Origin of the sequence: Bacteroides sp. DH3716P (assembly GCF_025914115.1) — a bacterium.
Taxonomy (GTDB): Bacteria; Bacteroidota; Bacteroidia; order Bacteroidales; family Bacteroidaceae; genus Bacteroides; species Bacteroides ovatus.
In genome coordinates this window covers 3,376,420-3,400,601 of record NZ_CP083673.1, presented here as the reverse complement: position 1 = coordinate 3,400,601, position 24,182 = coordinate 3,376,420, and the positions used below count along the sequence as shown (strand labels likewise).

Below are 24,182 nucleotides of genomic sequence, written 5' to 3'. Positions count from 1 at the left end.
ACTACAGGATTACTAACTCGTATTAATATGTATATTATTACTGCCGCATAACGATTACAAAATTACACAAAAAAATATATCTAACAAAAGTGGGAGGATTTTTTAACTTTTTACCATAGACATTTTATTAGGGAAGCGTAGGTTCAACTGGCAAGTACAAATAAGTAGAAATGTTTGAACAACACCGTTTTAGGAAGTTGAAAAATCAAGTTTCTCTCTCGGTATAGCGTTTATTTTGGCCAATATCTTCTTTAGTTTAGCATTTGTGTATTTCCCATTCGTGTTCTATTTAGCTCCTTATTATGAGTATGTAGCAAGTTACTTATCAAATTCAGCCTCTTTGAGGGTCAAATATGGTTTTGCAAATGGTGACTGACAAGACATAAACAAGGTCAGCAGGAATTTTTTACATAAATGGACATGAATGTATATAACCTAAAATAAGAATAAATTTTAATAAGGGCTGCCCAAAAAGAAAAAAATGCAGTTGCCATCCTATAGATACTTGCAGAAAGGATAAAATTTACTTTTAGACCTTTTGGGATAGCCCTTATTAATACTTCAGATAAAATTCCTTAGGTTATATTTTCAATCCTTTGGACCGGGTTTCCTCCTTGGCATACAGTCCCGGACGCCCGATTATGACATGGTTGGCAACGATACTATCCGCCGGACTGCGTATCTGCGGCGGTGCATTTTCGGGATATTGCGCCTGCCTGTTCCTCACATCTTCCGCTTCCGGCTTGAGCTGTTGCCCTTCATTCTCCTTTTCTGCGACTTCGGGCGTGGGTGGCGCAAGCTCCAGCTGAATTTTTCGGTCAAGGGCGGCAAGTTCGGACTTCAACTGCTTCAGCTCGTCCTCCTTCTTCCACACCTTACCCGCTATCTCCTGTAACTGCGGTATCTCCCTCTCCAGCACCTCGTTCTTCGCCTTGTACTGGTCGATGATGGAGGGTATCCTCTCCATCGCGTTGAGGAAGTTGCGGGCGGCGGCCAACGGGTCAGCCATCGCCAGATGCCCGTTGTTGTAGGTGTACTTGTAGTTCCCCTCGACCACGAAGCGGTTGTCGGTGAACTCCAATCCCTCTTTGAGTATCCTTTCGCTCACCACCTTTATCGGAAAACCGTAAAGTTCACCGACCTGCGTGTACAACCCTCCGGTCGTGGCATTCTTGGCTATCTCCTGCAAACGCTTTCCGATAACCTTCTCATCGGAGGAATCCACGCCGTCCACCTTTATCATATTAAGACGGTTGCCCTCCTTGTCAGTCTGCGCCACCGAAAGAAAGCGGTTCCAGTCCTCCGTCATGGCATCTATGAAAGCCGTGTTGTTGCGCAGCTCACTCGTCTTTGACTCCAATTTGAACTCCGAATCACGCTTGCCTTTGTTGAACGACTTGCGTTCCCCTTCGAGTGATGCGATGCGCTTTTCAAGTTTCGCCTTGTCCAACAGGTCGGTGTTACCGGAGAGCAACGCCATGTATTCCGAGAAATTCATGCCCGATTTTTCGTCCATAGCCCCCTCGTCGATGGTACGCGCACCCATCGCACCGCTTTTTAGCTGGCTGATGAAAGTCTGCTTGCAGTGCAGGAGGTTGAACTTGTAGCTGTCCAGTGACTTCTCCACCGCGTAGATTATTACGTCCACGTTGTTCCCGGCGAAATGCTTAGCAATTTCGTTTCCGGCTCTAACTCCGCGTCCGTCACGCTGTTGCAGGTCGGACGGTCGCCACGGCGTATCGAGATGATGAATTGCCACACACCTTTTCTGTGCGTTCACACCTGTTCCGAGCATGGAGGTGGAGCCGAACAGCACACGCACCGTTCCGGCATTCATGGCGTCTATCACCGCCTTCCGAGCCTTGTCGGTCTTGCACTCCTGAATGAAGCGCACCTCGCTTGGTGGTATGCCGTAATCCTCCGTCAACTTTCGCTTGATTTCCGAATAGACGTTCCACCCGTCGCCCGGCTGGTATGTCCCCAAATCAGAGAAAACGAACTGCGTGCCTTTCTGCGCGTCGTATTTTTGATAATACTCCGCGATTATTTTGGCACAGTGGCTCGCCTTGTTGTCGGGGTGGTCTTCGTAATGCGGGTCTATCATGCGCATGTCAAGTGCCATCTTCCGGGCATAGTCCGTGGCGATAAGCATCTTCGCCTTTTCCTCCGTTTCCGAAAGCGGCAGTCTGCCCAACAGGGTGGCGTCGCCCGTCTTGGCGAATTGCATCAGCTTCTGTATGAAGTCCTCCTGTTCCGGCGTTGGCGGTATGTGGTGCAGTATCTCGTTCTTGGCTGGGCGGTCAACGCCCACATCCTCCGCCGTGCGGTAGTCCGTGATTTCATTATAGAAGGCGGCAAGTTCCGGCACTTTGATGAAGTAGCGGAAACGCTCCTTCTGGACCACATTGTTCGTCACGTTAAATTCAAAATCCGTCGTCTTCTTGGCGAATATCGCCGCCCACGCATCGAAACACCTTATGTCCTGCCGTTCCAGCTCCTTCGGGCGCAGGTACTTGAACAGCAGGTATAATTCAGTCAGCGAGTTGCTGATAGTCGTGCCGGAGAGGAAGGTCGCTCCCAAGTCTTTTCCTGTGCGCTCCTGTATGGTGCGGATGGCAAAGAGCATGTTCAACGCCTTCTGGCTTCCCTCGCTGTTTCCCAGCCCCGCCACACGGTCGTGGCGTGTGTTGAACGTCAGATTTTTGAACTGGTGGCTCTCATCTATGAAGATGTGGTCGATGCCCATCTGCTTGAAATCCACCACGTCGTCCGTGCGTGACTTTATGGCGTGTTCCACCTTCTCCAGCTTCGCTTCAAGGTTGTGCTTGCGCTTCTCCAGACCTTTCAGCATCGCCCGCGACACGTTCTTTCCCTGCTGGCGCAGCACTTCGAGGTTTTCTTCCACCGTGTCAAGCTCCGCTTGCAGGATGCGCTGCTGCAACTCCGGCGACTGCGGTATCTTGCCGAACTGGTCGTGCGACATGATGACGCAATCGTAGTCGTTGTTCTTTATATTATTGAAGAAGCGCACACGGTTGGCGGTCGAAAAGTCCTTCTCCGAAGCGTACAGAATACGCGCGTTGGGATATGCCGCCTGATAGGTGGCTGCAATCTCCGCAACGTTGGCTTTCAGCCCGATAATCATCGGCTTGTGTGCCAATTTCAGACGCTTCATCTCATGCGCGGCGATGCACATTATCAGCGTCTTACCGGTTCCCACCTCGTGGTCGCAAATTCCGCCGCCGTTCTGTTTCAACATCCAGACGCAATCCATCTGTGAGGGATAGACGCTCTTGATACCCCGGCTTGCCAGCCCTTTCAGGTTGAGGTCGGGAAAGGTCTGATGGGAGCCGTCGTAGCGCGGGCGCACGAAACAGTTGAACTTGCGGTTATACATCGTCACAAGCCGCTCCTTGAACTGCGGCGACTGCTCTTCGAGCCATTCGGAGAAGCCGTTTCGTATTTCGTCAATCTTGGCGTTGGCGAGCTGTATTCCCTCGCTGTCGCGTACCTTGATGTCGTTGCCATGCTCGTCCTTGCCGATGGACTTCATCATGTCAGGGCAGGTGTTGTGCAGGGCGTGTTTTAGGAGGTGCATACCGTCATAGTTCCGGTAATACCCCTTCACCAGAAACTCGTCCGTGATTTTCATGGTGCGGTAGCCGCAAGCCACCGAAAACTCGTCCATGCTGGCAGAGTAGGCGATTTTCACCTCCGTGTCGAACAGCCGGCTCATGTAGGCGGCATAGACACCCGTCGGAATCCAGCGTTCCCCGAAATTGAAGTCCAGATCCTCGAAGGCGATGCGCGGCGGTTCGGCTTCTTTCAGAGCCTCCAACGCCGGTTTCACCTCCGGCATACGCTCATTTTCGGGATTGTCGCCCATCCAAGCCTCTATGCGTTCCGCCTTCTCTATCACGTTTCCGGCGATGAAGCGGTCTTTGATTTCGTAACCGGTCACGAGCGGATTATAATAGATGCGCCCTTGCAGGGCTGTGAGCAATTCCTCCGCCGTGCTGTCGGTTATCGTTCTCATATAGTCAATATCGACTGTGCCGAACTTGTTGAGCGACGCGGACAAGGCTTCTTCGGGTGAGCCTACGTTGGCATGGCTCACCACCGAGAAGGAAACGGGATGCTCGAAGATGTCCGCCTTGACGAACTTCCCGTTCTCCGCCCGTTCCAAAGAAAGGATATCACGCCCGCCTGCATCCATCATCACCAGCTTCACGTTCTGTTTGGCGTTGAGGTTGCCGTAGCGCATGACGAACTCATCGTAACAGGTGTTCAGATGCTCACGCCACGGGACATTTGCTTCGTGCAGGTTCGATTCATAGCGGTACAGACGCTCGTAGGCGTCACGCAGCGACACATACAGCAACGCCTTCTCCTTCTGGTATCCTTTCAGGTTGAGCGGCTGGAATGTCGCCCCGTAAGGCGTGATGTCCTTCAGATAGCCGATGTTATGACGTCCCCAATCTGTCACTAACGACCCTTCGCGCAGGTGCATCTCCGGCGTGCGGTGGTAGGCACGCGGCGAAAGGTCCACGACTTCCTCCTTCGGCTTCTCCGCTTCGATGTCGGGGAAAAGGGAAGTCGCCACCGCTTCCGATTGGGCATCGGTAGCGGCAGGTGTGGCGGCGATCACCGGCTGTATTTCCTCCTGCCGGGGTTGTTCACGTGGTACTTCCGGCGTGACCGTCACAGCCGTTCTGTTTTCCTGTTTCTCATTATGCTGCCTTGCCAGCTCCCGAAGTTCCTTCCTGCGCTCCGGTGTGAGTCCCATCATCATCTCGTAGAAGCCGTTGATGGGAGGATTGGTTTCCCAATCCAGCTTTGCATAGATGTCGTCCGGGTCGGCAGGCTTGATGGCACTGTCCGCTTTCGCCTCTTTATTTTCCGTAACATTCTGCGTGGTCTGCACCTGCGGCTTGGACGGAATGCGCCTTGCCGGGCTTTCCTTTTTCGCCGCCTTTTTCTTTTTGGCGGTTTTCGGTTGTTGGCAGACTTCTTCCGTCATACCCCAGAGGTCGAGCAAGGATAGCTGCACACCGTCAGAATATTTCGGACGTGGCTCTATCTCCGGTTTTTCCTCAACGGGTTGCGGTTTTTCCGTCGGAGTTTCCACCGCTTGTGCCGAAGGTGCCGTTTCCAATTTTATGGCAGGACGCTCCATTTCCTTTTGTACGGCAACCTTTTCTTCCGTTCCCGACTGCCGGATTGTTCCCGAATACAGACGCATGACGAGCCTGTAATGGAAATCCTCGTTGAGCATCCGGCGCAAATCCCCGGCTATGCCTGCGGTCTTGCCCTCGTGCAGATAGACCATAGCGGGCTTCCCGTAGGGGTCGGTATCAAGTTTCGCCGTCGTATGCACGATACGTTCCGGGTGATGGATGAAATAGGCGTTGTCGGTCAGGTCGGTTTTCGTGTCCGTCTGTATCACGGTCATCAGCCGCTCGTCCTGCGACATTTCCTTCTTGTTCAGGTTCTTTTGCAGGACAATCAGGTCACTGCCCACCTCCGTGCCCGCGTTGTCCGTGAACAGGTTGTTGGGCAGGCGTATCGCGGATACCAGATCAGCCTGACTGAACATCTCGTTGCGCACGGAGGTTTTGGTGCTATTCAATACCCCTTGCGAGGTGATGAACGCCACGATACCGCCGTCACGCACGGTATCCAGTCCTTTGAGAAAGAAATAGTTGTGTATGGCTTTCTGGGCGGAGCGTCTGCCAAAGGAATCGCTCCGCTCGAACTCCGCGTCGAACACGGCAATGTCTCCGAACGGGATGTTGGACACCGCCAAGTCGAAATAATTGTTGAACGGTCTTTCGATTTTCTCAAAACCGCAGGTGCGCGTTTTCTTGTCGGGATAGAGATGCCTCAGGATTGTACCCGTGAGCAGATCCTTCTCGAAAGCCATCACATCCGCATTGGGGTTGTGCCGCAGCATGGAGTCCACGAATACGCCGACACCCGCCGACGGTTCGAGCATACGGGCAGGACGGACGCTGTAATCCGCCAGCACGTCCGCGATGGTGTCGGTTATCTCTTTGGGGGTGTAGAAAGCGGTCAGCACGGACGCTTTCAGCGAATCCACAAACCGCTTATACTCCGTTTCATCCTTGCTGTTCTCACGGATAAGCCTGTGCAACTCCACCGTCGGGGCGAACAGTTCGAGGTCGGATTTCGCCCACCGGACGGCATCCGTCAGTTCCTTTGCAGGGTTGAGGATACATTTCAGACCTCCGAAACCGCAGTACCTTTGGAGTATGGCACGCTCTTCGGTTGTCGCTGTTCTCTGTTCCCTGTCAAGTATGAATGCCGTCCGTATCGCCTCGATGTTGTCCCGCAGTTTCTGTTTGCGGTTAAACGCCATATTCCCCGATATAAAGGACTGTTGCTCCCGTTAGCTCCGTGTAAAGCAGGTCGTAATCGGAAGACAGGGCGAAGTTGTCGTCCGAAAGGTCATAGACGGAGAACACGTTGCCGACCAGCGGCAGGAGTTTATGGATAAAGGCTTCTTGTTTCTCTTCCGGCACTTCATCGGCAAACTCGTTTTCCACGACTTCGCGGAGGATGGCGTAACGAGAATAACGCAGCCCGCGCAGCAGCGTGTCCATCGCCAGCTCCTGCGCACCGTCGGCGGGATAGCCTTCAAGCCGTGCCTTCTCATACGTTTCGGCGGCACGGTCGGCCCGTTCCCGTATGAACGCGGTGTCGTCAGCCTGTTCAAACTTGTTCGTGCGGAGGTAGTCCAGCAGGTACAGACCGTAATAGGAAAAGTCGGTCTGACCCTCGTTTTTCTTCTTGTTGTTCATTACTTTGGAGTTTAGCGGATTGATATTTAACGGGATAATCGGTTGAGAAAAGGAAGAAAAAGGCACTCGGTATCCCTCCGAGTGCCACCACTAAATCCAAAGTATGAGTGTAATCCGGTATCGAAGAACAATTCATTACTCTGAACAAGTGGCAAAGTTAATACTATTTCTTCCGTCCTGAAAATTTCTTGCCCTTTTTAGCCTCCGGGAACACGAAAGTCGTGTTATATTCCCCGTCAAAGGCTACGACGGCATCGAAACTCTTGCCTTGTTTGCTCTTGAAGCCTTTGAGCAACTTGGTATGTCCTTCGGTGAGCAGGTCTTTGATTTCGTCGTCGGACAGGGTGCGTCCCGCTTTCAGCCGGAACACGGGCAGACCGCACTCGGCGTTGTCGCATCTGACGACCTTCCCGTAGAACCGCATCCTGCCCGTGCCACACTTGGGACAGGCACAGCCGGAATCACGGCTGCCGAAGAGCTTGTCGCACAAGAGCAGTTCGGAAGTGATTTCCCGTGTGTACGCCTCTATCTCCCTGTGGAAAGCGTCGGCGGACACCTCGCCGCGCTCGATGCGGGCAAGCTCCCGTTCCCATTCGCCCGTCATGGCTACGTCGGCTATGCGCATCGTCTTGACGACGGAGTTGAGGGCAAGACCTTTTTCGGTAGGCACAAGCGATTTCTTGCAACGTTCCATGTAACCGCGCTTGAAGAGCGTTTCGATGATGGAGGCGCGTGTGGCGGGAGTGCCGATGCCGCAGTCCTTCATTGCCTGACGCAGCGCGTCGTCCTCAATTTCCTTGCCAGCCGTTTCCATCGCTGAAAGCAGGGTGGCTTCGGTATGCAGCGGTTTGGGCTTGGTTCTTCCTTCTGTGACGGATACGCCCTTAATCGTCAGATAATCGCCTTCATGCAAATCAGGCAATATCACATCTTCCTTCTCCTCGCCATAGACGGCACGCCATCCGGCTTGTTTGACAACGCTACCTTTCACGGTGAACTCCACTCCGGCACATTCCGTCGTGATAATGGTCACGTCTTTGACACATTTTTCGGAGAATGCCTCGACCATGCGTCCGGCAATCATGTGGTAGAGGATGCCGTCCTCTTTGGAGAGGAAGAGCGGCTTCTCGCCCGTGACGAGCAGGGCATGGTGGTCCGTCACCTTTCCGTCGTCCACGCTGCGGCGTGTCGGTGTAGCTTTCGCCCGCACCTTGTCTTTCCATTCTGGCTGCGTGCCGATGAAGGCGAGCAGCTTGGGGATTTCGGCGTACACGTCTTCGGGGATGTAGCGGCTACCCGTTCTCGGATAGGTTATCAGTTTCTTCTCGTAGAGTTTTTGCGCAGTTTCAAGCGTCTGTTCCGCCGTGAAACCGTGCTTGGTGTTGGCTTCCTTCTGGAGGGTGGTCAGGTCGTACAGCAACGGAGTGTCCTCCGTCTTCTCCTTGCGTTCGGCTTTCGTTACTGTTGCGCAGCCTGCCGCCTTTACCTTATTATATAGTTCCATCGCCGGTTCTTTCTCTTTCCATTTCTCGGAGGATGAGAATTTCACGACTTCGCCGTCGCAACCGTCCGTTGCGATATGGAGCTGCCAGAATGCTTCGGACGTAAAGCGGCGGTTCTCCCAGTAGCGTTCACATACCATAGCCAACGTTGGTGTCTGCACCCGCCCCACGGAATACGTGCCGTGTCCGGCGGCGATGGATAACGCCTGTGTGCCGTTGATGCCCACGAGCCAGTCGGATTCGCTCCGCGCTTTGGCGGCGAGGTAGAGGTTGTCGTATTTGCTGCCGTCTTCGAGTTTCCGCAGTCCCTCGCGGATAGCTTTGTCGGTGAGAGAGCTGATCCACAGGCGCACGAAAGGAGTGGTGCAACCCGTATAGTGGTAGAGGTAGCGGAAGATAAGCTCTCCCTCGCGTCCGGCATCGGTCGCCACGATGATTTGTTCGCTTGTGTCGAACAGTCTTTTGATGACTTTTATCTGCGACACCACGCCGCTGTCGGGCTTGTAACCTTTCTCCGTCCTGACCTGACGGGGGACGAGCGTGAATGTGTCGGGAATAATCGGGAGGTTGTCACGGACAAAGCCGCGCACGCCGTAGCCGTCGGGCATGGCAAGCTGAACGAGGTGTCCGAATGCCCATGTCACGGCATAGCCGCCTCCCTCGAAATATCCTTCCTCTCTCTTTGTCGCGCCCACGATGCGGGCGATTTCACGTGCCACGGAGGGCTTTTCTGCAATGATTGTCTTCATGTTTTCTTGCTTTTGTTGTTGATACTTTGGATTTTATTTTGGATTCAGTGGCGGACACGGGATTACATTTTCATGCCTTTGTTGTTCTTCTTTTTCGGCTTCTCCTGCTGCTGTTGCTGGCGGTTGTCCTTTGGGGCGGTCTGACCTTTCTGCAAAGGCTCTTTCAGGTTCTTTGTCGCCTCGTTGGTTTTGCCCTCGTTGTTCACCGCCACCTGTGTGCGGCTCTCGTTGGACGGGGCGACCTGCTGCCCGATGTCGGGATTTGTTTCGTAGCGGTATGGGCGTCCCTTCTCCGGGTTGAACTTGATATACATCGTGGCATGGAAGCCCTGCTTGTCGGTCACATTCTCCAGCTTCACGGCTTTGCCCGCCACATAGTCGGCTTTCTGCTGGTCGGTGAAGTTCACGCCGCTCCATTTGCTGATGGGGCGGATGCTGCCGTCCTCGTTCGTCCACGTGTTGCGGCGTTGCTCCTTCTTGGTCTGGTCGGCATTTTCCCCGCCTTGCGCCTGATTTTTCGAAGTGTCGCCTTTGGTTTCCTGCGTCTGTGCGGTACGGGGTGACTTGCCGGTTCCCGGCACGAACTCCACGCCGCGCTGCTCCACGTTCACTTGCAGGGTGGTGACGAACTTCCTGCCGTCGTTGCGCTCGATGAGCTTGTCGCGCACGGGCAGTCCGGCGCGGAGCATGTCCCGCTCCTGCGTGGTGATTTCCGTCTTGCCGATGCGCTCCGGGATGCGCACCCTGCTTGCCGGAATGTCCGTGATTTCATTCGTCTTGCGGTCGATGCTGATGTAGGAGGGGATGATCTCGCCCGTTTCCCTGTCCACGATGTCCACGACCCTGCCGAGGTTGCCCATTTCGCGCAGGTTCTTCCGGTCGTCGTCGGAGAATTTGTGTTCCTTGTATTCATCCAGTTTCTGCTCCTTGCGGATGAAGTGCGGCACGAGGCTGACATTCCCCTCGCCGTCCTTCTTGAAGGAGAGGCGGGCGTCCAGCTCGAATGATTCACCGCCGAAGGTGGGCTTAACCTTCACCAAGTCGGACTTGCCGTAGTTGAGCATCTTCGTAAGGTCGCCGGACTTTTCAAGGTCGTCACGCTTCACGCCCCATCTGTCCTCCAGCTCCTGCCAGTTGATTTTGCTCTCGTCGATGGGTTGGTAGCCCTGTCTGCCCTGCGTCTGCTGCGGGTTTTCCTGTTGTTCTTTCTGTTGTTCCATGTTTTCCTGTTTTTGAGGTTCTTGTTTTGCTGTTTGTTCTTCCAGCACCTGCTGTTGATAGGGAAAGGTGTCGATTTTGTGCGGTGCAAGGATTTGTTTGTTCTGGTACGGATGCTGAAGCAGGTCTTTCATCACGCCTAGCATGGAATCCACTTGGTCTGCCGCAATGCGGTAGAAACCGAAGCGGCTGGGTTCCTTGCACTGCCGAAAGAAGTTCTTGAAGAAGTTGTCCAGCACGTCGCCGTGTCGGTCGAATTGCAGGAAACTCTGCGCGTTCTCCGCTTTCGCAGGGGTACGCTTGGGTGTGCCGTCCGCATTCAGTCCGGCTACCACGCTGATCTCGCCTGTCTTCTCGTCACGGACTACCAGCACGTCCTTTTCGTCTTTTTTCTTTGCCATCTGAAAAATGTTTTAATGGGTTATTTATGAAAGAAATTATGGATACGAGCCTTGTAGAAGGCTATATCTTCCTTTTTGAAGTCCTTGATATGGTTGGAAAGGAATGTCAGCACGTCCTCCTCGCTGTAATAGGTTTTCTTGCCCAGTGTCTTGTAGGGCAATGCGCCGACGCTGCGGTAGCGTTGCAGTGTGCGCTTGCTTATCTGGAGCAACATGCACAAATCCTGATTGTCGAAAAGGCGGATGCTTTCCGTGATAGTGGGCTGTTTCCCCTCAGCCTTCATCGCCAGCAGCAGTTCGTCCTGACGGTCGAGCCGTTCCATCAGCTTCTGCATCCAGCCCTCGAAGTTGTTTCGTGTGAGCAGTTCCATGACCTATGTCCTCCTTCCTTTTGGTTTGCCGCCCGTGCGCAGCGTGTGGTTGCGTTTCAATTCCTGCGGTGTCGCCGCGTCCTCGTTGACGGCACATGCTTCAAGCAGGCGGTCGATTTCCGACTGTCGGTAGCGGCATTTACCGCGAAGCACGACATAGCCGATGCGTTGCTCGCTGCGCATACGCTGGAGGGTGCGTGTACTCACGTTAAGCAGGTGCGCCGCCTCGCGTGTGGTGAGCAACCTGTCGGGCGATGCCGCTCTCTTGTCGCCGGAGACGGCACGGACGTGTGCCGCAATCTCCGCTATCTGTTCCGTTAATGACCGGAAGACGGAACTTTCCATCGTTATCACTTTCATATTCAGTTCTTTCTTTTTGTATCTGCGGCAAAATTCGGCAATAAACAAAAGGGGCTTTAACAACTCACTACGTGACTCACGTAAGATTTTTACGGAAGATGGCTCCGTAACCCGGTCAAACGGCGCAACAGGCAGCCTTTCAGCGGAAAACGGCACGTATTCGGGACCGTACCGTTACCTTTGCGGGCAAACCGATAATTGCATGAATATGGAAATAGTATCTATCGAGAAAAAGACCTTCGAGATGATGGTGGCGGCATTCGACGCACTCTCGGAGAAGGTCGCCGCCCTGAGGTGCAAAAGCGACACGGGGCGCATGGAAAGATGGCTCACGGGCGAGGAGGTCTGCGGGCAGTTGAGAATAAGCCCGCGTACGTTGCAGACGCTGCGTGACAGGCGGCTTATCGGCTACTCGCAGATAAACCGCAGGTTCTATTACAAGCCGGAGGAGGTGAAGCGGCTGATACCGCTTGTCGACACGCTTTATCCGCACGGCAGATGATTTGATTTATTCACCCACTGAATCCGAAGTTATGATGAACGAGAACGACAACGTTTTTACGATGGAAGACGAGCCGATAGCCTCTGTGGTGCAGGATATGCGCAAAGGCTCGAAATGGCTGTCTGCATTTCTGGAGAATTACCGTCCTCCGCTGGACGGGGAACGTTACCTGACGGACGTTGAGGTGGCAGAACTGCTCCGTGTCAGCCGACGCACATTGCAGGAATACCGCAACAACCGCGTGTTGCCTTTCATACTTTTGGGAGGGAAGGTGCTTTACCCGGAAACGGGGCTGCGCGAGGTACTGGAAGAGAACTACCGCAAGCCGCTGGAGTGAGGCGGGCATGAAAAAAAACGGGCGACACCATTCAAGATGTCGCCCGTTTCCTTGTTTTAGGGGTATCTGTAATCAGCAATACCCGGCTTTTCCGTTATGTATGAACATCACGTATGTTTGCCCTTTATCTTGTGAGAGTGCCTTTCCCACCAGCCATGTACGGAACAGGTGGGTGTTGTAGGTGTTCAGCCGGAAAGCGACCGGAATGATGATTTCAAGGGCATACACGTCCGCATACAGCCCGTTTTCAAGCTGTATGTAGCGGCATACCTCGTAGTCGTTCAGCACGTCCGACTTGCGGATGGCTTTGATGGCGGCGTTCACTGCCGGGACGGTCGTATGGAACAGTCCGGCGATTTCGGTGGCGGTCATCCACACGTCGTTACCGGTTACGCTGACCGCCTTGTCCTCTATGATGATTATGTCACGTTTCATGGCTTCTCTTTTTTAGATGGTGCAACCTGCAAATTCCTTAACACTGTTCAACCTTGCGGCAAGGTTCTCCATGTCCTGATTGAGTTTTTCTTTGGTTATCTTCGCGTAAATCTGCGTCGTCTTTATGCTCTTGTGTCCGAGCATGGAGCTGACGGTTTCGATAGGTACGCCATTAGAGAGAAATACCGTCGTGGCTGCCGTGTGGCGGCTCTGATGCCACGTGATATGCTTGGTGATGCCGCAACGCTTGGCGACGGCACGGATACCGGCAAGGCACGTGTTATAATGCGGGACGGGGAATATCCTGCCGTTCTCGCACAGACCCCGGTATTTGCCGATTATGCGGTTGGCGATGTCAAGCAGGCGGATGTTGGACACCACACCCGTTTTCTGGCGGTTGATGTTTATCCACTTGTGTTCGTCGAAGTAGGTGCGGATATTCTCTTCCGTGAGGTTGCGCATATCCGAGAAAGACAACCCGGTGAAAGCGCAGAACAGGTAGAGGTCGCGGTACAGTTCCTGTTTGGCGTTTTTCAGTTTCCCGTCCATCAGCAGGCGAATTTCCTCTTTGGTCAGGAAACTGCGTGTTGTTTCCTCCTTCTTGATTTCATACTCGCGGAACGGGTCGCGTGTCAGCCACTCGTTGTTGATGGCGATGAACACCATCGTCCGTAGCGGGCAGACATACAGCCACACGGTATTGGTGCAGCAGTGTTTGTCCGTGCGCAGGAACATCTCGAAGTCGGAGATGAAAGCGGGGATAAGCTCTTTCAGTGCGATGTCCTTCACATGGTAGCGGATGTCGAGGAACTCTTGCAGGTGCTTGTAAACGATACGGTACTTTTCCAGTGTACCTTTTGCTTTCATGCCTGCTTCCACCTGTTTCTCATAGTCCTCATTGTGACGACGGTACACCTGCATCAGCGTGTGGTAGCGGTGTTCCAGTCCGAGAAAAGCGTTCTTCACCTTCTCAGCAGTGACGAAGTTGTCACGCTCCATGATTTCCTGATAATGCTTGTTGATACGTACCCGCATCTTGTCAAGCATACGGTTCGTTTCGAGTGCCGCCGTGCTTCTGCCCGTAACACGTCCTCCTTTGGTGTCCCACAGCTTCGGATCGACACTCAGCTTGCAACTGAACTGCGTCTGGCTGCCGTCCACCGTGATGCGTCCCATGACGGGAACCGTCCCGTCCTTTTTCACTACCTGACGCTTGAGGTAGTAGATTACTGAAAATGTACTCTTCATCGTTCTTAATTTTTTGGTTTCAAAATTAGTTGGTGAAGAGTCCGGTGTCGGTACGCAAAACGGGGAGGAACGGAGCAATCTTTTTCCGTAACCGGATTTTTCGCGTGAGTTGTGGGTAACTCACTATAACATAGTGCCTTGTTTCGCCATTCGTGCCCGTTTGTCGCATTTTCGGGCATGGTTACGAACAAGTAACGTTGCAGCGTCAGGATTTGGCTTCGGCAGGGATTGTAATGGCTTCACGAATTTTCGCCACTTCAACCAAAACCCTTGTAACTCAATTCTATCACTATATCTTTCCGCATTTCACTTTTTTGTAGTAACTTTGTTGATTACAATGAAAAAGTATGTAGATGTCATATTACCGCTTCCGCTTCCGAAGAGTTTTACTTACTCTTTGCCGGATGAATGTGCGGAAGATGTGAAGATAGGCTGCCGTGTGGTAGTTCCTTTCGGGCGGAAGAAGTTTTATACGGCTATCGTCCTTAACGTTCATTATTGTGCTCCAACGGAGTACGAAGTGAAAGATATATCTGCATTGCTGGATGCTTCTCCCATTCTGTTACCCGCTCAATTCAAATTTTGGGAGTGGATAGCTGATTATTATCTCTGTACACAAGGCGATGTCTATAAAGCGGCACTTCCCTCCGGCCTGAAACTGGAGAGTGAAACGATCGTTGAATATAATCCTGATTTTGAAGCGGATGCGCCATTGCCGGAACGTGAGCAACGTATTTTGGATTTACTTGCCGTAGATTCGCAACAGTGCGTCACTAAACTGGAGAAGGACAGTGGTATCAAAAATATTCTTACGGTCATCAAGTCTTTGCTCGATAAAGAAGCGATTTTCGTAAAGGAGGAGTTGAGGCGTACTTATAAACCTAAAACAGAGGCACGGGTTCGGCTTGCGGGTACAGCGGATGAAAAGCGGCTTCATATCCTGTTTGATATTCTGTCTCGTGCTCCGAAGCAGTTGGCATTACTCATGAAGTATGTGGAGTGTTCCGGCGTTTTAGGAGCGGGAACTCCGAAAGAAGTCTCCAAGAAAGAACTGTTGCAGCGGACTAATGTGGCTCCTTCTGTATTGAATGGATTGGTGGATAAGAAGATTTTTGAAATCTACTACCATGAAATCGGGCGGTTGGATAAGCAGGAGAAGGAGATTGTCGAATTAAATCCTTTGAATGAGTTTCAACAGCGTGCATTTGATGAAGTCGTGCAGTCTTTTCAGGAGAAAAATGTCTGTCTGCTTCATGGGGTAACGTCCAGTGGTAAGACTGAAATTTATATCCATCTGATAAAAGAAGCGATTCGTCAGGGAAAGCAGGTGTTATATTTGTTGCCGGAAATTGCATTGACCACTCAAATCACGGAGCGTTTGCAACGGGTCTTCGGTGCTCGTCTGGGTATCTATCATTCTAAGTTCCCTGATGCCGAACGGGTTGAAATATGGCGGAAGCAACTGGGAGAGAACGGGTATGATATTATTCTGGGTGTTCGTTCTTCTATTTTCCTGCCTTTCCGAAATCTGGGATTGGTGATTGTGGATGAAGAGCACGAAAATACGTATAAGCAACAAGATCCCGCTCCCCGATATCATGCGCGTAGCGCGGCTATTGTACTGGCCGCCATGTACGGAGCTAAAACCCTGTTGGGTACGGCCACTCCCTCTATCGAGTCATGGCAGAATGCAAGAGAGGGAAAATATGGTTTCGTACAACTGAAAGAACGATATAAAGAAATCCAGTTGCCGGAGATTATTCCGGTGGATATCAAGGAACTGCATCGCAAAAAGCGGATGGTCGGACAATTCTCGCCACTTCTGATACAATATATGAAAGAGGCTTTGGAACAGAAAGAACAAGTGATTCTCTTTCAGAACCGTCGTGGGTTTGCTCCGATGGTGGAGTGTCGTACCTGCGGTTGGGTGCCTAAGTGTAAGAATTGCGACGTAAGCCTTACCTATCATAAAGGAATCAATCAATTAACCTGTCACTACTGCGGTTATACGTATCAACTGCCGAAATCCTGTCCTGCCTGCGAGGGAACAGAACTGGTGAACCGTGGTTTCGGTACGGAAAAGATTGAAGATGACATCAAAATCCTTTTCCCGGAAGCTGCCGTAGCCCGGATGGACTTGGATACTACACGTACCCGTTCCGCCTATGAGAAGATTATTGCAGACTTTGAGCAGGGAAAGACGGACATATTGATCGGTACGCAAATGGTATCAAAAGGGTTGGATTTCGATCATGTCAGTATAGTAGGTATATTGAATGCCGATACCATGTTGAATTATCCCGATTTCCGTTCCTATGAGCGTGCTTTTCAGTTGATGGCACAAGTAGCGGGACGTGCCGGGCGTAAGAATAAACGCGGACGGGTGGTATTGCAAACCAAGAGCATCGATCATCCTATCATTCATCAGGTCATTGCCAATGATTATGAAGATATGGTAGGCGGACAATTGGTGGAACGTCAGATGTTCCATTATCCTCCTTATTACCGGCTGGTATATGTTTATCTGAAAAATCATAATGAAGCGTTGCTGGATCAGATGGCGGCAGTGATGGCGGATAAGTTGCGGGCTGTATTTGGCAATCGGGTATTAGGCCCGGATAAACCTCCTGTTGCCCGTATCCAGACTTTGTTTATCAAGAAGATTGTTGTCAAGATTGAGCAGAATGCCCCGATGGGACGTGCACGGGAATTGTTGCTACGTATCCAGCGCGAGATGTTGGCGGACGAACGCTATAAATCTTTGATTGTCTATTATGATGTAGACCCTATGTGATTTAATAATTTTCCCCCATATAATAACCTTTAATCATTTAATTAACTAACCATGAAACGACTTACTATTTTTTCTCTGACTTGTCTCTTTAGCATGGGTGCAGTTTTTGCCCAGCAGGGAGTAACTCAATGTGGCGTTCCGACAGGACAACCGAAGTTCCCTTTACTGACTTATCAGGAGTTACCTGATCCTACTGCACCTTCTGATAAAGAGTGGGCAGCGGTGACTTCCACCCAAGTTTCTTGGGGTACAACAGATACTCGGTATGCAAAACATCAACTCCCGCAGTTGAAGAAACAACAGACTGTTTCCCTGAAAGGCTGGCGTGGTGAACGTGTGAACGCGCAAGCTGTTGTGTGGACAGGCGTAGAACTGAAAGACCTGAATTTCAGCTTTGGTGATTTTGAAGACAAAAAGGGAAATGTTCTTCCCAAAGATGCATTTACAGGTGGTTTTGTCCGTTATGTGATGACGGATGAATTGAATAAGGATGGGAGAGGTGCCTGCGGATATCGGAAGTCTATAGATTATGATTCATTATTGGTGGCCGATCCTATTGATACCAACCTGAAAACGATGGCTTTGCCCGCTCGTACTGTTCAACCGGTCTGGGTGCAGTGTTGGATTCCTCAATCGGCTACTCCCGGAACTTATCAAGGGGAATTGTTAATCAATGACGGCTCGCGTTTATTGCAACGCCTGAATCTCGAAATTACCGTTTCTTCCCGTGAACTTCCTCAACCTTCGGAATGGGCTTATCACTTGGATTTATGGCAAAGTCCTTATGCAGTGGCACGTTATTATCAGGTTCCTTTATGGAGCCAGGAGCATTTTGACGCTATGCGTCCTTTGATGAAAATGTTGGCAGATGCCGGACAGAAGATTATCACGGCTACTTTGACACATAAACCCTGGAATGGTCAGACAGAAGATTATTTTGATACAATGGTCACCTGGATGAAACGGGCAGATGGAACATGGGCTTTTGATTATACTATCTTCGACCGTTGGGTGGAATTTATGATGAGTGTAGGCATTGATAAACAGATTAATTGTTACTCAATGGTTCCATGGGAATTGTCATTCCAATACTACGATCAGGCAACCAACTCTCTGCAATTCGTGAAAACTGCACCGGGTGATGCGGCTTATGAAGAAATGTGGGGAGCGATGCTTGCCTCTTTCTCCAAGCATCTGAAAGAAAAAGGATGGTTTGATATTTGTGCTATTGCAATGGACGAACGTCCGATGGAAGTGATGCAGAAGACGTTGAAAGTGATTCGTAAAGCTGATCCGGATTTTAAAGTATCGTTGGCCGGGAACTATCATGAAGAAATTGAGCCCGATCTATATGATTATTGTATTGTTATCGGACAGAACTTCCCGGAAGAAGTGCGTCTGCGTCGTGTTGCCGAGAACAAGCGTACTAATTATTATACCTGCTGTACGGAAGCCCATCCCAACACGTTTACTTTCTCTGATCCTGCAGAAGCAGCCTGGATGAGTTATTATTCATCTAAGAAACATCTGGATGGTTATCTGCGTTGGGCATATAACAGCTGGCCATTGGAACCGCTGCTCGATTCCCGTTTCCGTAGTTGGGCAGGCGGAGATACTTACCTTGTATATCCGGGAGCTCGTAGCTGTATTCGTTTCGAGCGTTTGATTGAAGGAATACAGGCGCATGAGAAGATCAATATCCTTCGTCAGGAATTTGAGAAAAAAGGAAATAAGGCCGGATTAAAGAAGATAGAAAAAATGCTTGCTCCGTTCAATTTGGGTAGTATGCCGGAAATCCCGGCCGCAATAACCGTGAACCGGGCCAATCAGATACTGAACTCTTTTTGAGAAACAATCATGTATATATGAAGAAAATATTATTTGTCTGTTTAGGAAATATCTGCCGTAGCTCTACGGCTGAAGGCGTAATGCTTCATTTAATAGAAGAAGCGGGACTGGAAAAAGAATTTGTGATAGATTCTGCCGGAATCCTGTCTTATCATCAGGGGGAATTGCCGGATAGCCGGATGCGTGCTCATGCAGCCCGTCGCGGTTATCAATTGGTGCATCGTTCTCGCCCCGTCCGTACGGAAGATTTTTATAATTTTGATCTGATTATCGGTATGGACGACCGGAACATAGATGACTTGAAAGACAAAGCTCCTTCTCCCGAAGAATGGAAGAAGATTCATCGCATGACGGAGTATTGCACCCGTATTCCTGCAGATCATGTACCCGACCCCTATTATGGAGGGGCCGAGGGGTTTGAATATGTACTTGATGTTCTTGAAGATGCTTGCGCAGGTTTGCTTACTTCTTTAACTCAGGATAACTGATCCGGGTGTGATAAGCAATCTTTAGTTTTTCTTTGAACACAGCTTTCACTGTTGCTATATCCTTGAAAGTGATAGGACATTCTTTAAAGTAACCTTCAGTGACCTGGGAATCGATAATCTTATCGACCAGGTTGCTGATTGTTTCTTCTGTATATTCCGGAAGACTGCGTGAGGCAGCTTCTACGGCATCCGCCATCATCAGGATAGCCTGTTCTTTGGTGAACGGATTCGGGCCGGGATAGGTGAACAGTTCTTCATTCGGCTCTTCGTCCGGATGCTCGTTCTTCCAGGAAATATAGAAATATTTTGTTTTCCCCCGTCCATGATGCGTGCTGATAAAGTCCTTGATGGCTTTAGGCAGATTGTGTTTATCGGCTAACTTCAATCCATCCGTCACATGACTGATGACGACCTGCGCACTTTGTTCGTAATTCAGGTTCTTATGCGGGTTAACTCCTCCTGACTGATTTTCTGTGAAAAAAGCAGGGTTTTCCATCTTACCAATATCATGATACAAAGCTCCTGTACGTACTAACTGGCTTTTAGCTCCAATACGGATGGCTGCTTCTGCAGCAAGATTGGCCACTTGCATGGAATGTTGGAAGGTGCCCGGAACCGTCTCGGACATTTGCCGCAAAAGGTCATTATTGATATTCGAAAGTTCTACCAACGTTACATTGGAAGTAAATCCGAAAGTCTTTTCCAATAAAAAGAGTAAAGGATAGGTGAATAATAGCAGAATTCCATTGATGATGAAGTAAGTGTACATTCGTATGTTCAACTTCGAGAAGTCGGTGGAAAGACCGTTCTCTGTCATCAATTCGAAGGCGAAGTAAATGGCTGCATAAGTCAGTATAACCAATAAAGCCGTCCGGAAAAGTTGGGACCTTTGCGATAGCTCTCTTAGACTGAATATCGCCACCAATCCTGCTGCCAACTGTGTCAGAATGAATTCATGCGGAAAGCGTAGGGATATGGAGCATATCAATATAGTGATGACATGCGTCAGGAAAGCAGTCCTCGAATCAAGAAAAACACGGATGATAATGGGTAGCATCGCGTACGGGATGATATACACATTAAATAGATTATGTGTTACCATAAAAGCGGTTATGACACTGTAAAATACAATCAACGTGAATAGCAATGACAGACTGCCTTTTCGTTGATAGTAGTCTTTTCGGAACAGGTCGAGATAAAGCATAAAACAAAGCATCAGCATTCCTACAAACAGAATCTGTCCGCCGAGAATCAGACGGTTCTGTCCCATGGACTCATTCCGTTTGATGGATTCTTTGCGTAATGACTCCAGGATATTATAGGTATGCGGGCTGACGATTTCCCCCCGGTCGATAATCTTTTGCCCGCTGACTACTAATCCGTTTGCCCAGGAATAGTTGTTCAGGATTTCTTCTTTGGCAGCCTGGGTACGTTCCTCGTCAAAGGTAAGGTTGGGGGTGATGTATTCGTTCAGGGAGCATTGCCTTAAAATTTCCCGGTTGAAATGAGTAGAGTCTGCTGACAGCAAGTGCTCATAGGCTTTTTTTACCGTGTAAAGATTCTCGGTAGCCTGTGGATTAGCCAGTTTGTCATCAATCACCATGACAGATGAAGTGCTGTCTTTGTGAAGCAGCTGTATATTCTCTGTCGAAACGATGCCTGCCTGATAGATTTCTTTTAAAGTGCGCTCAATGTACCGCAAATAATCGATGGAAGGGAGAATACCTTTCAGATTCGTATGGTAATTCTCTTTCAGCTTGGCGATTGCGTCTTTTTCTATATTTTTATCCAGTTGATAATAAGGTTGGAAGAAAGCCATCAGGCTATCTTGTTCCCTTTTTACCACTGCATCCTCTTTATAAATAGGAAAGTCGAAAGTAGCGATCAACTGTCCGTATTTCCAGGGCTTGTTGATGTCGAACTGGTAATTGAATTTTCCGTCACGTGGCAGGAAATAAACAATCAGCGCCACAGTGCCTACAAACAGCAGTGATTTATATAGTAAATCTCTCCATGAAAATCTTTTTTTCTTCTTCAAATGTTCCATATCCACTGAAATTTTTGCGAAAAGTACAAAAAAAAACAATAGTGTGGAAAAAAAGGTTTAATTTTGCCACGATTTACCTATACTAACCCAAATTATGGCAGAAAGAAAAGTAAGAGTTCGTTTTGCTCCAAGTCCTACGGGAGCATTGCACATCGGTGGTGTGCGTACAGCTTTGTATAATTATCTATTTGCACGTCAACACGGCGGAGACTTGATATTTCGTATTGAAGACACTGACTCTAACCGGTTCGTTCCGGGAGCGGAAGAGTATATACTCGAATCTTTTAAGTGGTTAGGTATCCACTTTGACGAGGGAGTGAGCTTCGGTGGTGAACAGGGTCCATACCGTCAGTCGGAGCGCCGCGAAATCTACAAGAAATATGTGCAGATTTTGCTGGAAAATGGAAAAGCTTACATCGCTTTTGATACTCCGGAGGAGCTGGACGCTAAGCGTGCTGAAATTGCTAACTTCCAATATGATGCATCTACCCGTGGTATGATGCGCAATTCATTAACTATGCCGAAAGAAGAAGTGGATGCACTGATTGCTGAAGGCAAACAATATGTTGTTCGTTTCAAAATCGAACCGAATGAAGATATACATGTAAATGACCTGATTCGTGGCGAAGTAGTAATCAACTCATCTATTCTGGATGACAAAGTGCTTTATAAATCGGCTGACGAACTGCCTACTTACCATTTGGCAAATATCGTGGATGACCATTTGATGGAAGTTTCCCACGTGATTCGTGGTGAAGAATGGTTGCCTTCCGCTCCTTTGCATGTGTTGTTGTACCGTGCTTTCGGTTGGGAAGATACGATGCCGGAATTTGCTCACCTGCCTTTGTTATTGAAACCGGAAGGTAATGGAAAATTAAGCAAGCGTGACGGTGACCGTCTCGGATTCCCTGTATTTCCATTGGAATGGCACGATCCGAAATCCGGAGAAATCTCTTCTGGTTATCGCGAATCCGGTTATTTACCCGAAGCTGTGATTAATTTCCTGGCTTTATTGGGATGGAATCCGGGTAATGATCTGGAAGTGATGTCGATGGATGAATTGATTAAGTTGTTTGATCTTCACCGTTGCAGCAAGTCGGGAGCTAAGTTCGACTATAAAAAAGGAATATGGTTCAATCATCAATATATACAGCAGAAACCTAACGAAGAAATTGCGGAACTGTTCTTGCCTTTCTTGAAAGAACAAGGCGTAGAGGCTCCTTTCGAAAAGGTAGTGACTGTGGTTGGCATGATGAAAGACCGGGTAAGTTTCATTAAAGAACTGTGGGATGTATGTAGCTTCTTCTTTGTGGCTCCTACCGAATATGATGAAAAGACGGTGAAGAAACGCTGGAAAGAAGATTCTGCCAAATGTATGACCGAATTGGCAGAAGTGATTGCCGGTATTGAAGATTTTAGCATTGAAGGACAGGAAAAAGTCGTTATGGACTGGATTGCAGAGAAAGGTTACCATACCGGTAATATCATGAATGCTTTCCGTCTGACATTGGTGGGTGAAGGAAAAGGCCCGCACATGTTCGATATTTCCTGGGTATTGGGCAAAGAGGAGACGATAGCTCGTATGAAACGAGCGGTAGAGGTTTTGAAGTAATCGACACAGTACTATGCTTTACGACCTGGCAATAGTCATTTATGACTTTATCGTCCATTTGGCTGCTCCGTTTAGCCGTAAGCCACGGAAGATGATGAAGGGGCATTGGGTGGTGTATGAACTCTTACGCCAACAAGTGGAAAAAGGGGAACAGTATATTTGGTTTCACGCTGCTTCACTGGGGGAGTTTGAACAAGGACGCCCTCTGATAGAAATGATTCGTGAGAAATATCCTAACTATAAGATATTGCTGACATTTTTTTCTCCTTCCGGTTATGAAGTGCGCAAGCATTACCGGGGGGCGGATATTGTCTGCTATCTGCCGTTTGATAAGCCGAGGAATGTGAAGAAGTTCCTGGATATTGCAAATCCTTGCATGGCGTTCTTTATCAAATATGAGTTTTGGAAGAATTATCTGGATGAGCTTCACAAGCGCCGTATTCCGGTATATAGTGTGTCGTCTATTTTCCGTCGCGAACAAATATTCTTTAAATGGTACGGTGGCACTTATCGCAATGTCTTGAAAGATTTCGATCATCTGTTTGTTCAGAATGAGGCATCCAAACGTTATTTGTCGAAAATCGGCATCAGTCGTGTGACAGTAGTGGGGGATACCCGTTTTGACCGCGTGTTGCAAATCCGTGAAGAGGCGAAAGAACTCCCGCTGGTGGAGAAATTTAAAGGAAACAACTCCTTTACTTTTGTTGCCGGAAGTTCATGGGGACCTGATGAGGATTTATTCCTCGAATATTTCAATAATCATCCGGAAATGAAACTGATTATTGCTCCGCATGTGATCGATGAGAATCACCTGGTTGAGATCATCGGTAAACTGAAGCGTCCGTATGTGCGCTATACCCGTGCCGATGAGAGGAATGTATTGAAAGCGGATTGTCTTATTATAGACTGCTTCGGACTGCTGTCCTCTATTTACCGCTATGGTGAAATAGCTTATATCGGCGGTGGTTTCGGGGTCGGAATCCACAACACCTTGGAAGCGGCTGTATATGGTATTCCGGTGATTTTCGGACCGAAGTATCAGAAATTCATGGAGGCTGTTCAATTGCTGGAAGCAAAAGGTGCCTATTCTATCAAAGACTATGATGAACTGAAAACTTTGCTGGATCGTTTCCTGACAGATGAGGTGTTTTTGCGGGAAACCGGAACGAATGCCGGTTATTATGTGACTAGCAATGCCGGTGCGACGGAGAAGATTATGCACATGATTAATTTCTAAATATATATTGTAGATCAATGTGAATTCGATATAAGAGGGCAATACAAAACCTTAATAAACAAAGAATCACCTTTATCACAATTATCTGTGGTAAAGGTGATTCTTTGTTTATTAAGGAGCTTTGGCACACTTCTCATTGCTTTCGGCTCTTTGTCAAATTGGGTGGTAAATCCTTTAGAAAAACAGGCATCTACTGAATTATATAAATGAAT

16 protein-coding genes are annotated in these 24,182 nt (G+C 49.4%); 7 read left to right on the top strand and 9 right to left on the bottom strand.

The window, feature by feature from the left end; all coding sequences use genetic code 11:
* Positions 1 to 580: 580 nt before the first annotated feature.
* The 6 genes from KQP79_RS12595 to KQP79_RS12570 form a co-directional block, all read right to left on the bottom strand.
* Complete coding sequence (locus KQP79_RS12595; protein WP_151879476.1) at positions 581 to 6,379, bottom strand: N-6 DNA methylase; 5,799 nt, start codon at positions 6,377 to 6,379, stop codon at positions 581 to 583.
* A complete protein-coding gene (locus tag KQP79_RS12590; protein WP_149886115.1) occupies positions 6,369 to 6,821 on the bottom strand; it encodes a DUF1896 domain-containing protein in 453 nt (150 codons plus the stop codon). The genes KQP79_RS12595 and KQP79_RS12590 overlap by 11 nt, the downstream gene beginning before the upstream one ends.
* 163 nt (positions 6,822 to 6,984) lie before the next feature.
* Entirely contained in the window at positions 6,985 to 9,072 is a 2,088-nt protein-coding gene (locus KQP79_RS12585) for a type IA DNA topoisomerase (RefSeq protein ID WP_149886114.1), read from the bottom strand.
* Between the two features lie 62 nt (positions 9,073 to 9,134).
* A complete protein-coding gene (locus KQP79_RS12580; protein WP_149886113.1) occupies positions 9,135 to 10,691 on the bottom strand; it encodes a DUF3945 domain-containing protein in 1,557 nt (518 codons plus the stop codon).
* A gap of 20 nt (positions 10,692 to 10,711) precedes the next feature.
* Positions 10,712 to 11,062 (bottom strand): helix-turn-helix domain-containing protein, encoded by a 351-nt coding sequence (locus KQP79_RS12575; protein WP_004291454.1) that lies wholly within the window; start codon positions 11,060 to 11,062, stop codon positions 10,712 to 10,714.
* A gap of 3 nt (positions 11,063 to 11,065) precedes the next feature.
* The gene (locus tag KQP79_RS12570; protein WP_149886112.1) at positions 11,066 to 11,422 is read right to left on the bottom strand and encodes a helix-turn-helix domain-containing protein; all 357 of its coding nucleotides are present in this window, start codon (positions 11,420 to 11,422) and stop codon (positions 11,066 to 11,068) included.
* 202 nt (positions 11,423 to 11,624) lie between these two features.
* Here KQP79_RS12570 and KQP79_RS12565 point away from each other — a divergent pair, with 202 nt between their 5' ends.
* Positions 11,625 to 11,924, top strand: coding sequence for a helix-turn-helix domain-containing protein (locus KQP79_RS12565; RefSeq protein ID WP_149886117.1), 300 nt, complete (start codon positions 11,625 to 11,627; stop codon positions 11,922 to 11,924).
* 31 nt (positions 11,925 to 11,955) lie between these two features.
* Entirely contained in the window at positions 11,956 to 12,261 is a 306-nt protein-coding gene (locus KQP79_RS12560) for a helix-turn-helix domain-containing protein (RefSeq protein ID WP_149886116.1), read from the top strand.
* A gap of 72 nt (positions 12,262 to 12,333) precedes the next feature.
* Here KQP79_RS12560 and KQP79_RS12555 read toward each other — a convergent pair whose 3' ends face one another.
* Together KQP79_RS12555 and KQP79_RS12550 are read right to left on the bottom strand one after the other, a co-directional pair.
* A complete protein-coding gene (locus KQP79_RS12555) occupies positions 12,334 to 12,696 on the bottom strand; it encodes a RhuM protein (RefSeq protein WP_149886111.1) in 363 nt (120 codons plus the stop codon).
* Positions 12,697 to 12,708: 12 nt separating this feature from the next.
* Positions 12,709 to 13,944 (bottom strand): site-specific integrase, encoded by a 1,236-nt coding sequence (locus KQP79_RS12550; protein WP_149886110.1) that lies wholly within the window; start codon positions 13,942 to 13,944, stop codon positions 12,709 to 12,711.
* Positions 13,945 to 14,281: 337 nt separating this feature from the next.
* Here KQP79_RS12550 and priA point away from each other — a divergent pair, with 337 nt between their 5' ends.
* Genes priA through KQP79_RS12535 form a run of 3 tightly spaced genes read left to right on the top strand, consistent with a single transcriptional unit; the run spans position 14,282 to position 19,074 of the window.
* A complete protein-coding gene (priA, locus tag KQP79_RS12545; protein ID WP_138343762.1) occupies positions 14,282 to 16,738 on the top strand; it encodes a primosomal protein N' in 2,457 nt (818 codons plus the stop codon).
* Positions 16,739 to 16,789: 51 nt separating this feature from the next.
* Positions 16,790 to 18,586 (top strand): DUF4091 domain-containing protein, encoded by a 1,797-nt coding sequence (locus KQP79_RS12540; RefSeq protein WP_138343764.1) that lies wholly within the window; start codon positions 16,790 to 16,792, stop codon positions 18,584 to 18,586.
* Positions 18,587 to 18,603: 17 nt separating this feature from the next.
* Positions 18,604 to 19,074: a low molecular weight protein-tyrosine-phosphatase gene (locus KQP79_RS12535; protein WP_004296375.1), complete on the top strand. Its 471-nt coding sequence runs from the start codon at positions 18,604 to 18,606 to the stop codon at positions 19,072 to 19,074.
* On the opposite strand, the gene KQP79_RS12530 is transcribed toward KQP79_RS12535, so the two are convergent.
* Positions 19,049 to 21,121, bottom strand: coding sequence for an HD family phosphohydrolase (locus KQP79_RS12530; protein WP_004296374.1), 2,073 nt, complete (start codon positions 21,119 to 21,121; stop codon positions 19,049 to 19,051). The genes KQP79_RS12535 and KQP79_RS12530 overlap by 26 nt on opposite strands.
* A gap of 94 nt (positions 21,122 to 21,215) precedes the next feature.
* On the opposite strand from KQP79_RS12530, the gene gltX reads away from it, so the two are divergent.
* A complete protein-coding gene (gene gltX, locus KQP79_RS12525) occupies positions 21,216 to 22,733 on the top strand; it encodes a glutamate--tRNA ligase (RefSeq protein WP_004307566.1) in 1,518 nt (505 codons plus the stop codon).
* Between the two features lie 13 nt (positions 22,734 to 22,746).
* Positions 22,747 to 23,970, top strand: coding sequence for a 3-deoxy-D-manno-octulosonic acid transferase (locus KQP79_RS12520; RefSeq protein ID WP_004296372.1), 1,224 nt, complete (start codon positions 22,747 to 22,749; stop codon positions 23,968 to 23,970).
* The last annotated feature ends 212 nt before the right edge of the window (positions 23,971 to 24,182 follow it).

Bases quoted from the DNA above. Each gene is read 5' to 3' on its own strand.
- KQP79_RS12595 (WP_151879476.1), bottom strand. From the start codon at position 6,379: ATGGCGTTTAACCGCAAACAGAAACTGCGGGACAACATCGAGGCGATA.
- KQP79_RS12590 (WP_149886115.1), bottom strand. From the start codon at position 6,821: ATGAACAACAAGAAGAAAAACGAGGGTCAGACCGACTTTTCCTATTAC.
- KQP79_RS12585 (WP_149886114.1), bottom strand. From the start codon at position 9,072: ATGAAGACAATCATTGCAGAAAAGCCCTCCGTGGCACGTGAAATCGCC.
- KQP79_RS12580 (WP_149886113.1), bottom strand. From the start codon at position 10,691: ATGGCAAAGAAAAAAGACGAAAAGGACGTGCTGGTAGTCCGTGACGAG.
- KQP79_RS12575 (WP_004291454.1), bottom strand. From the start codon at position 11,062: ATGGAACTGCTCACACGAAACAACTTCGAGGGCTGGATGCAGAAGCTG.
- KQP79_RS12570 (WP_149886112.1), bottom strand. From the start codon at position 11,422: ATGAAAGTGATAACGATGGAAAGTTCCGTCTTCCGGTCATTAACGGAA.
- KQP79_RS12565 (WP_149886117.1), top strand. From the start codon at position 11,625: ATGAATATGGAAATAGTATCTATCGAGAAAAAGACCTTCGAGATGATG.
- KQP79_RS12560 (WP_149886116.1), top strand. From the start codon at position 11,956: ATGATGAACGAGAACGACAACGTTTTTACGATGGAAGACGAGCCGATA.
- KQP79_RS12555 (WP_149886111.1), bottom strand. From the start codon at position 12,696: ATGAAACGTGACATAATCATCATAGAGGACAAGGCGGTCAGCGTAACC.
- KQP79_RS12550 (WP_149886110.1), bottom strand. From the start codon at position 13,944: ATGAAGAGTACATTTTCAGTAATCTACTACCTCAAGCGTCAGGTAGTG.
- priA (WP_138343762.1), top strand. From the start codon at position 14,282: ATGAAAAAGTATGTAGATGTCATATTACCGCTTCCGCTTCCGAAGAGT.
- KQP79_RS12540 (WP_138343764.1), top strand. From the start codon at position 16,790: ATGAAACGACTTACTATTTTTTCTCTGACTTGTCTCTTTAGCATGGGT.
- KQP79_RS12535 (WP_004296375.1), top strand. From the start codon at position 18,604: ATGAAGAAAATATTATTTGTCTGTTTAGGAAATATCTGCCGTAGCTCT.
- KQP79_RS12530 (WP_004296374.1), bottom strand. From the start codon at position 21,121: ATGGAACATTTGAAGAAGAAAAAAAGATTTTCATGGAGAGATTTACTA.
- gltX (WP_004307566.1), top strand. From the start codon at position 21,216: ATGGCAGAAAGAAAAGTAAGAGTTCGTTTTGCTCCAAGTCCTACGGGA.
- KQP79_RS12520 (WP_004296372.1), top strand. From the start codon at position 22,747: ATGCTTTACGACCTGGCAATAGTCATTTATGACTTTATCGTCCATTTG.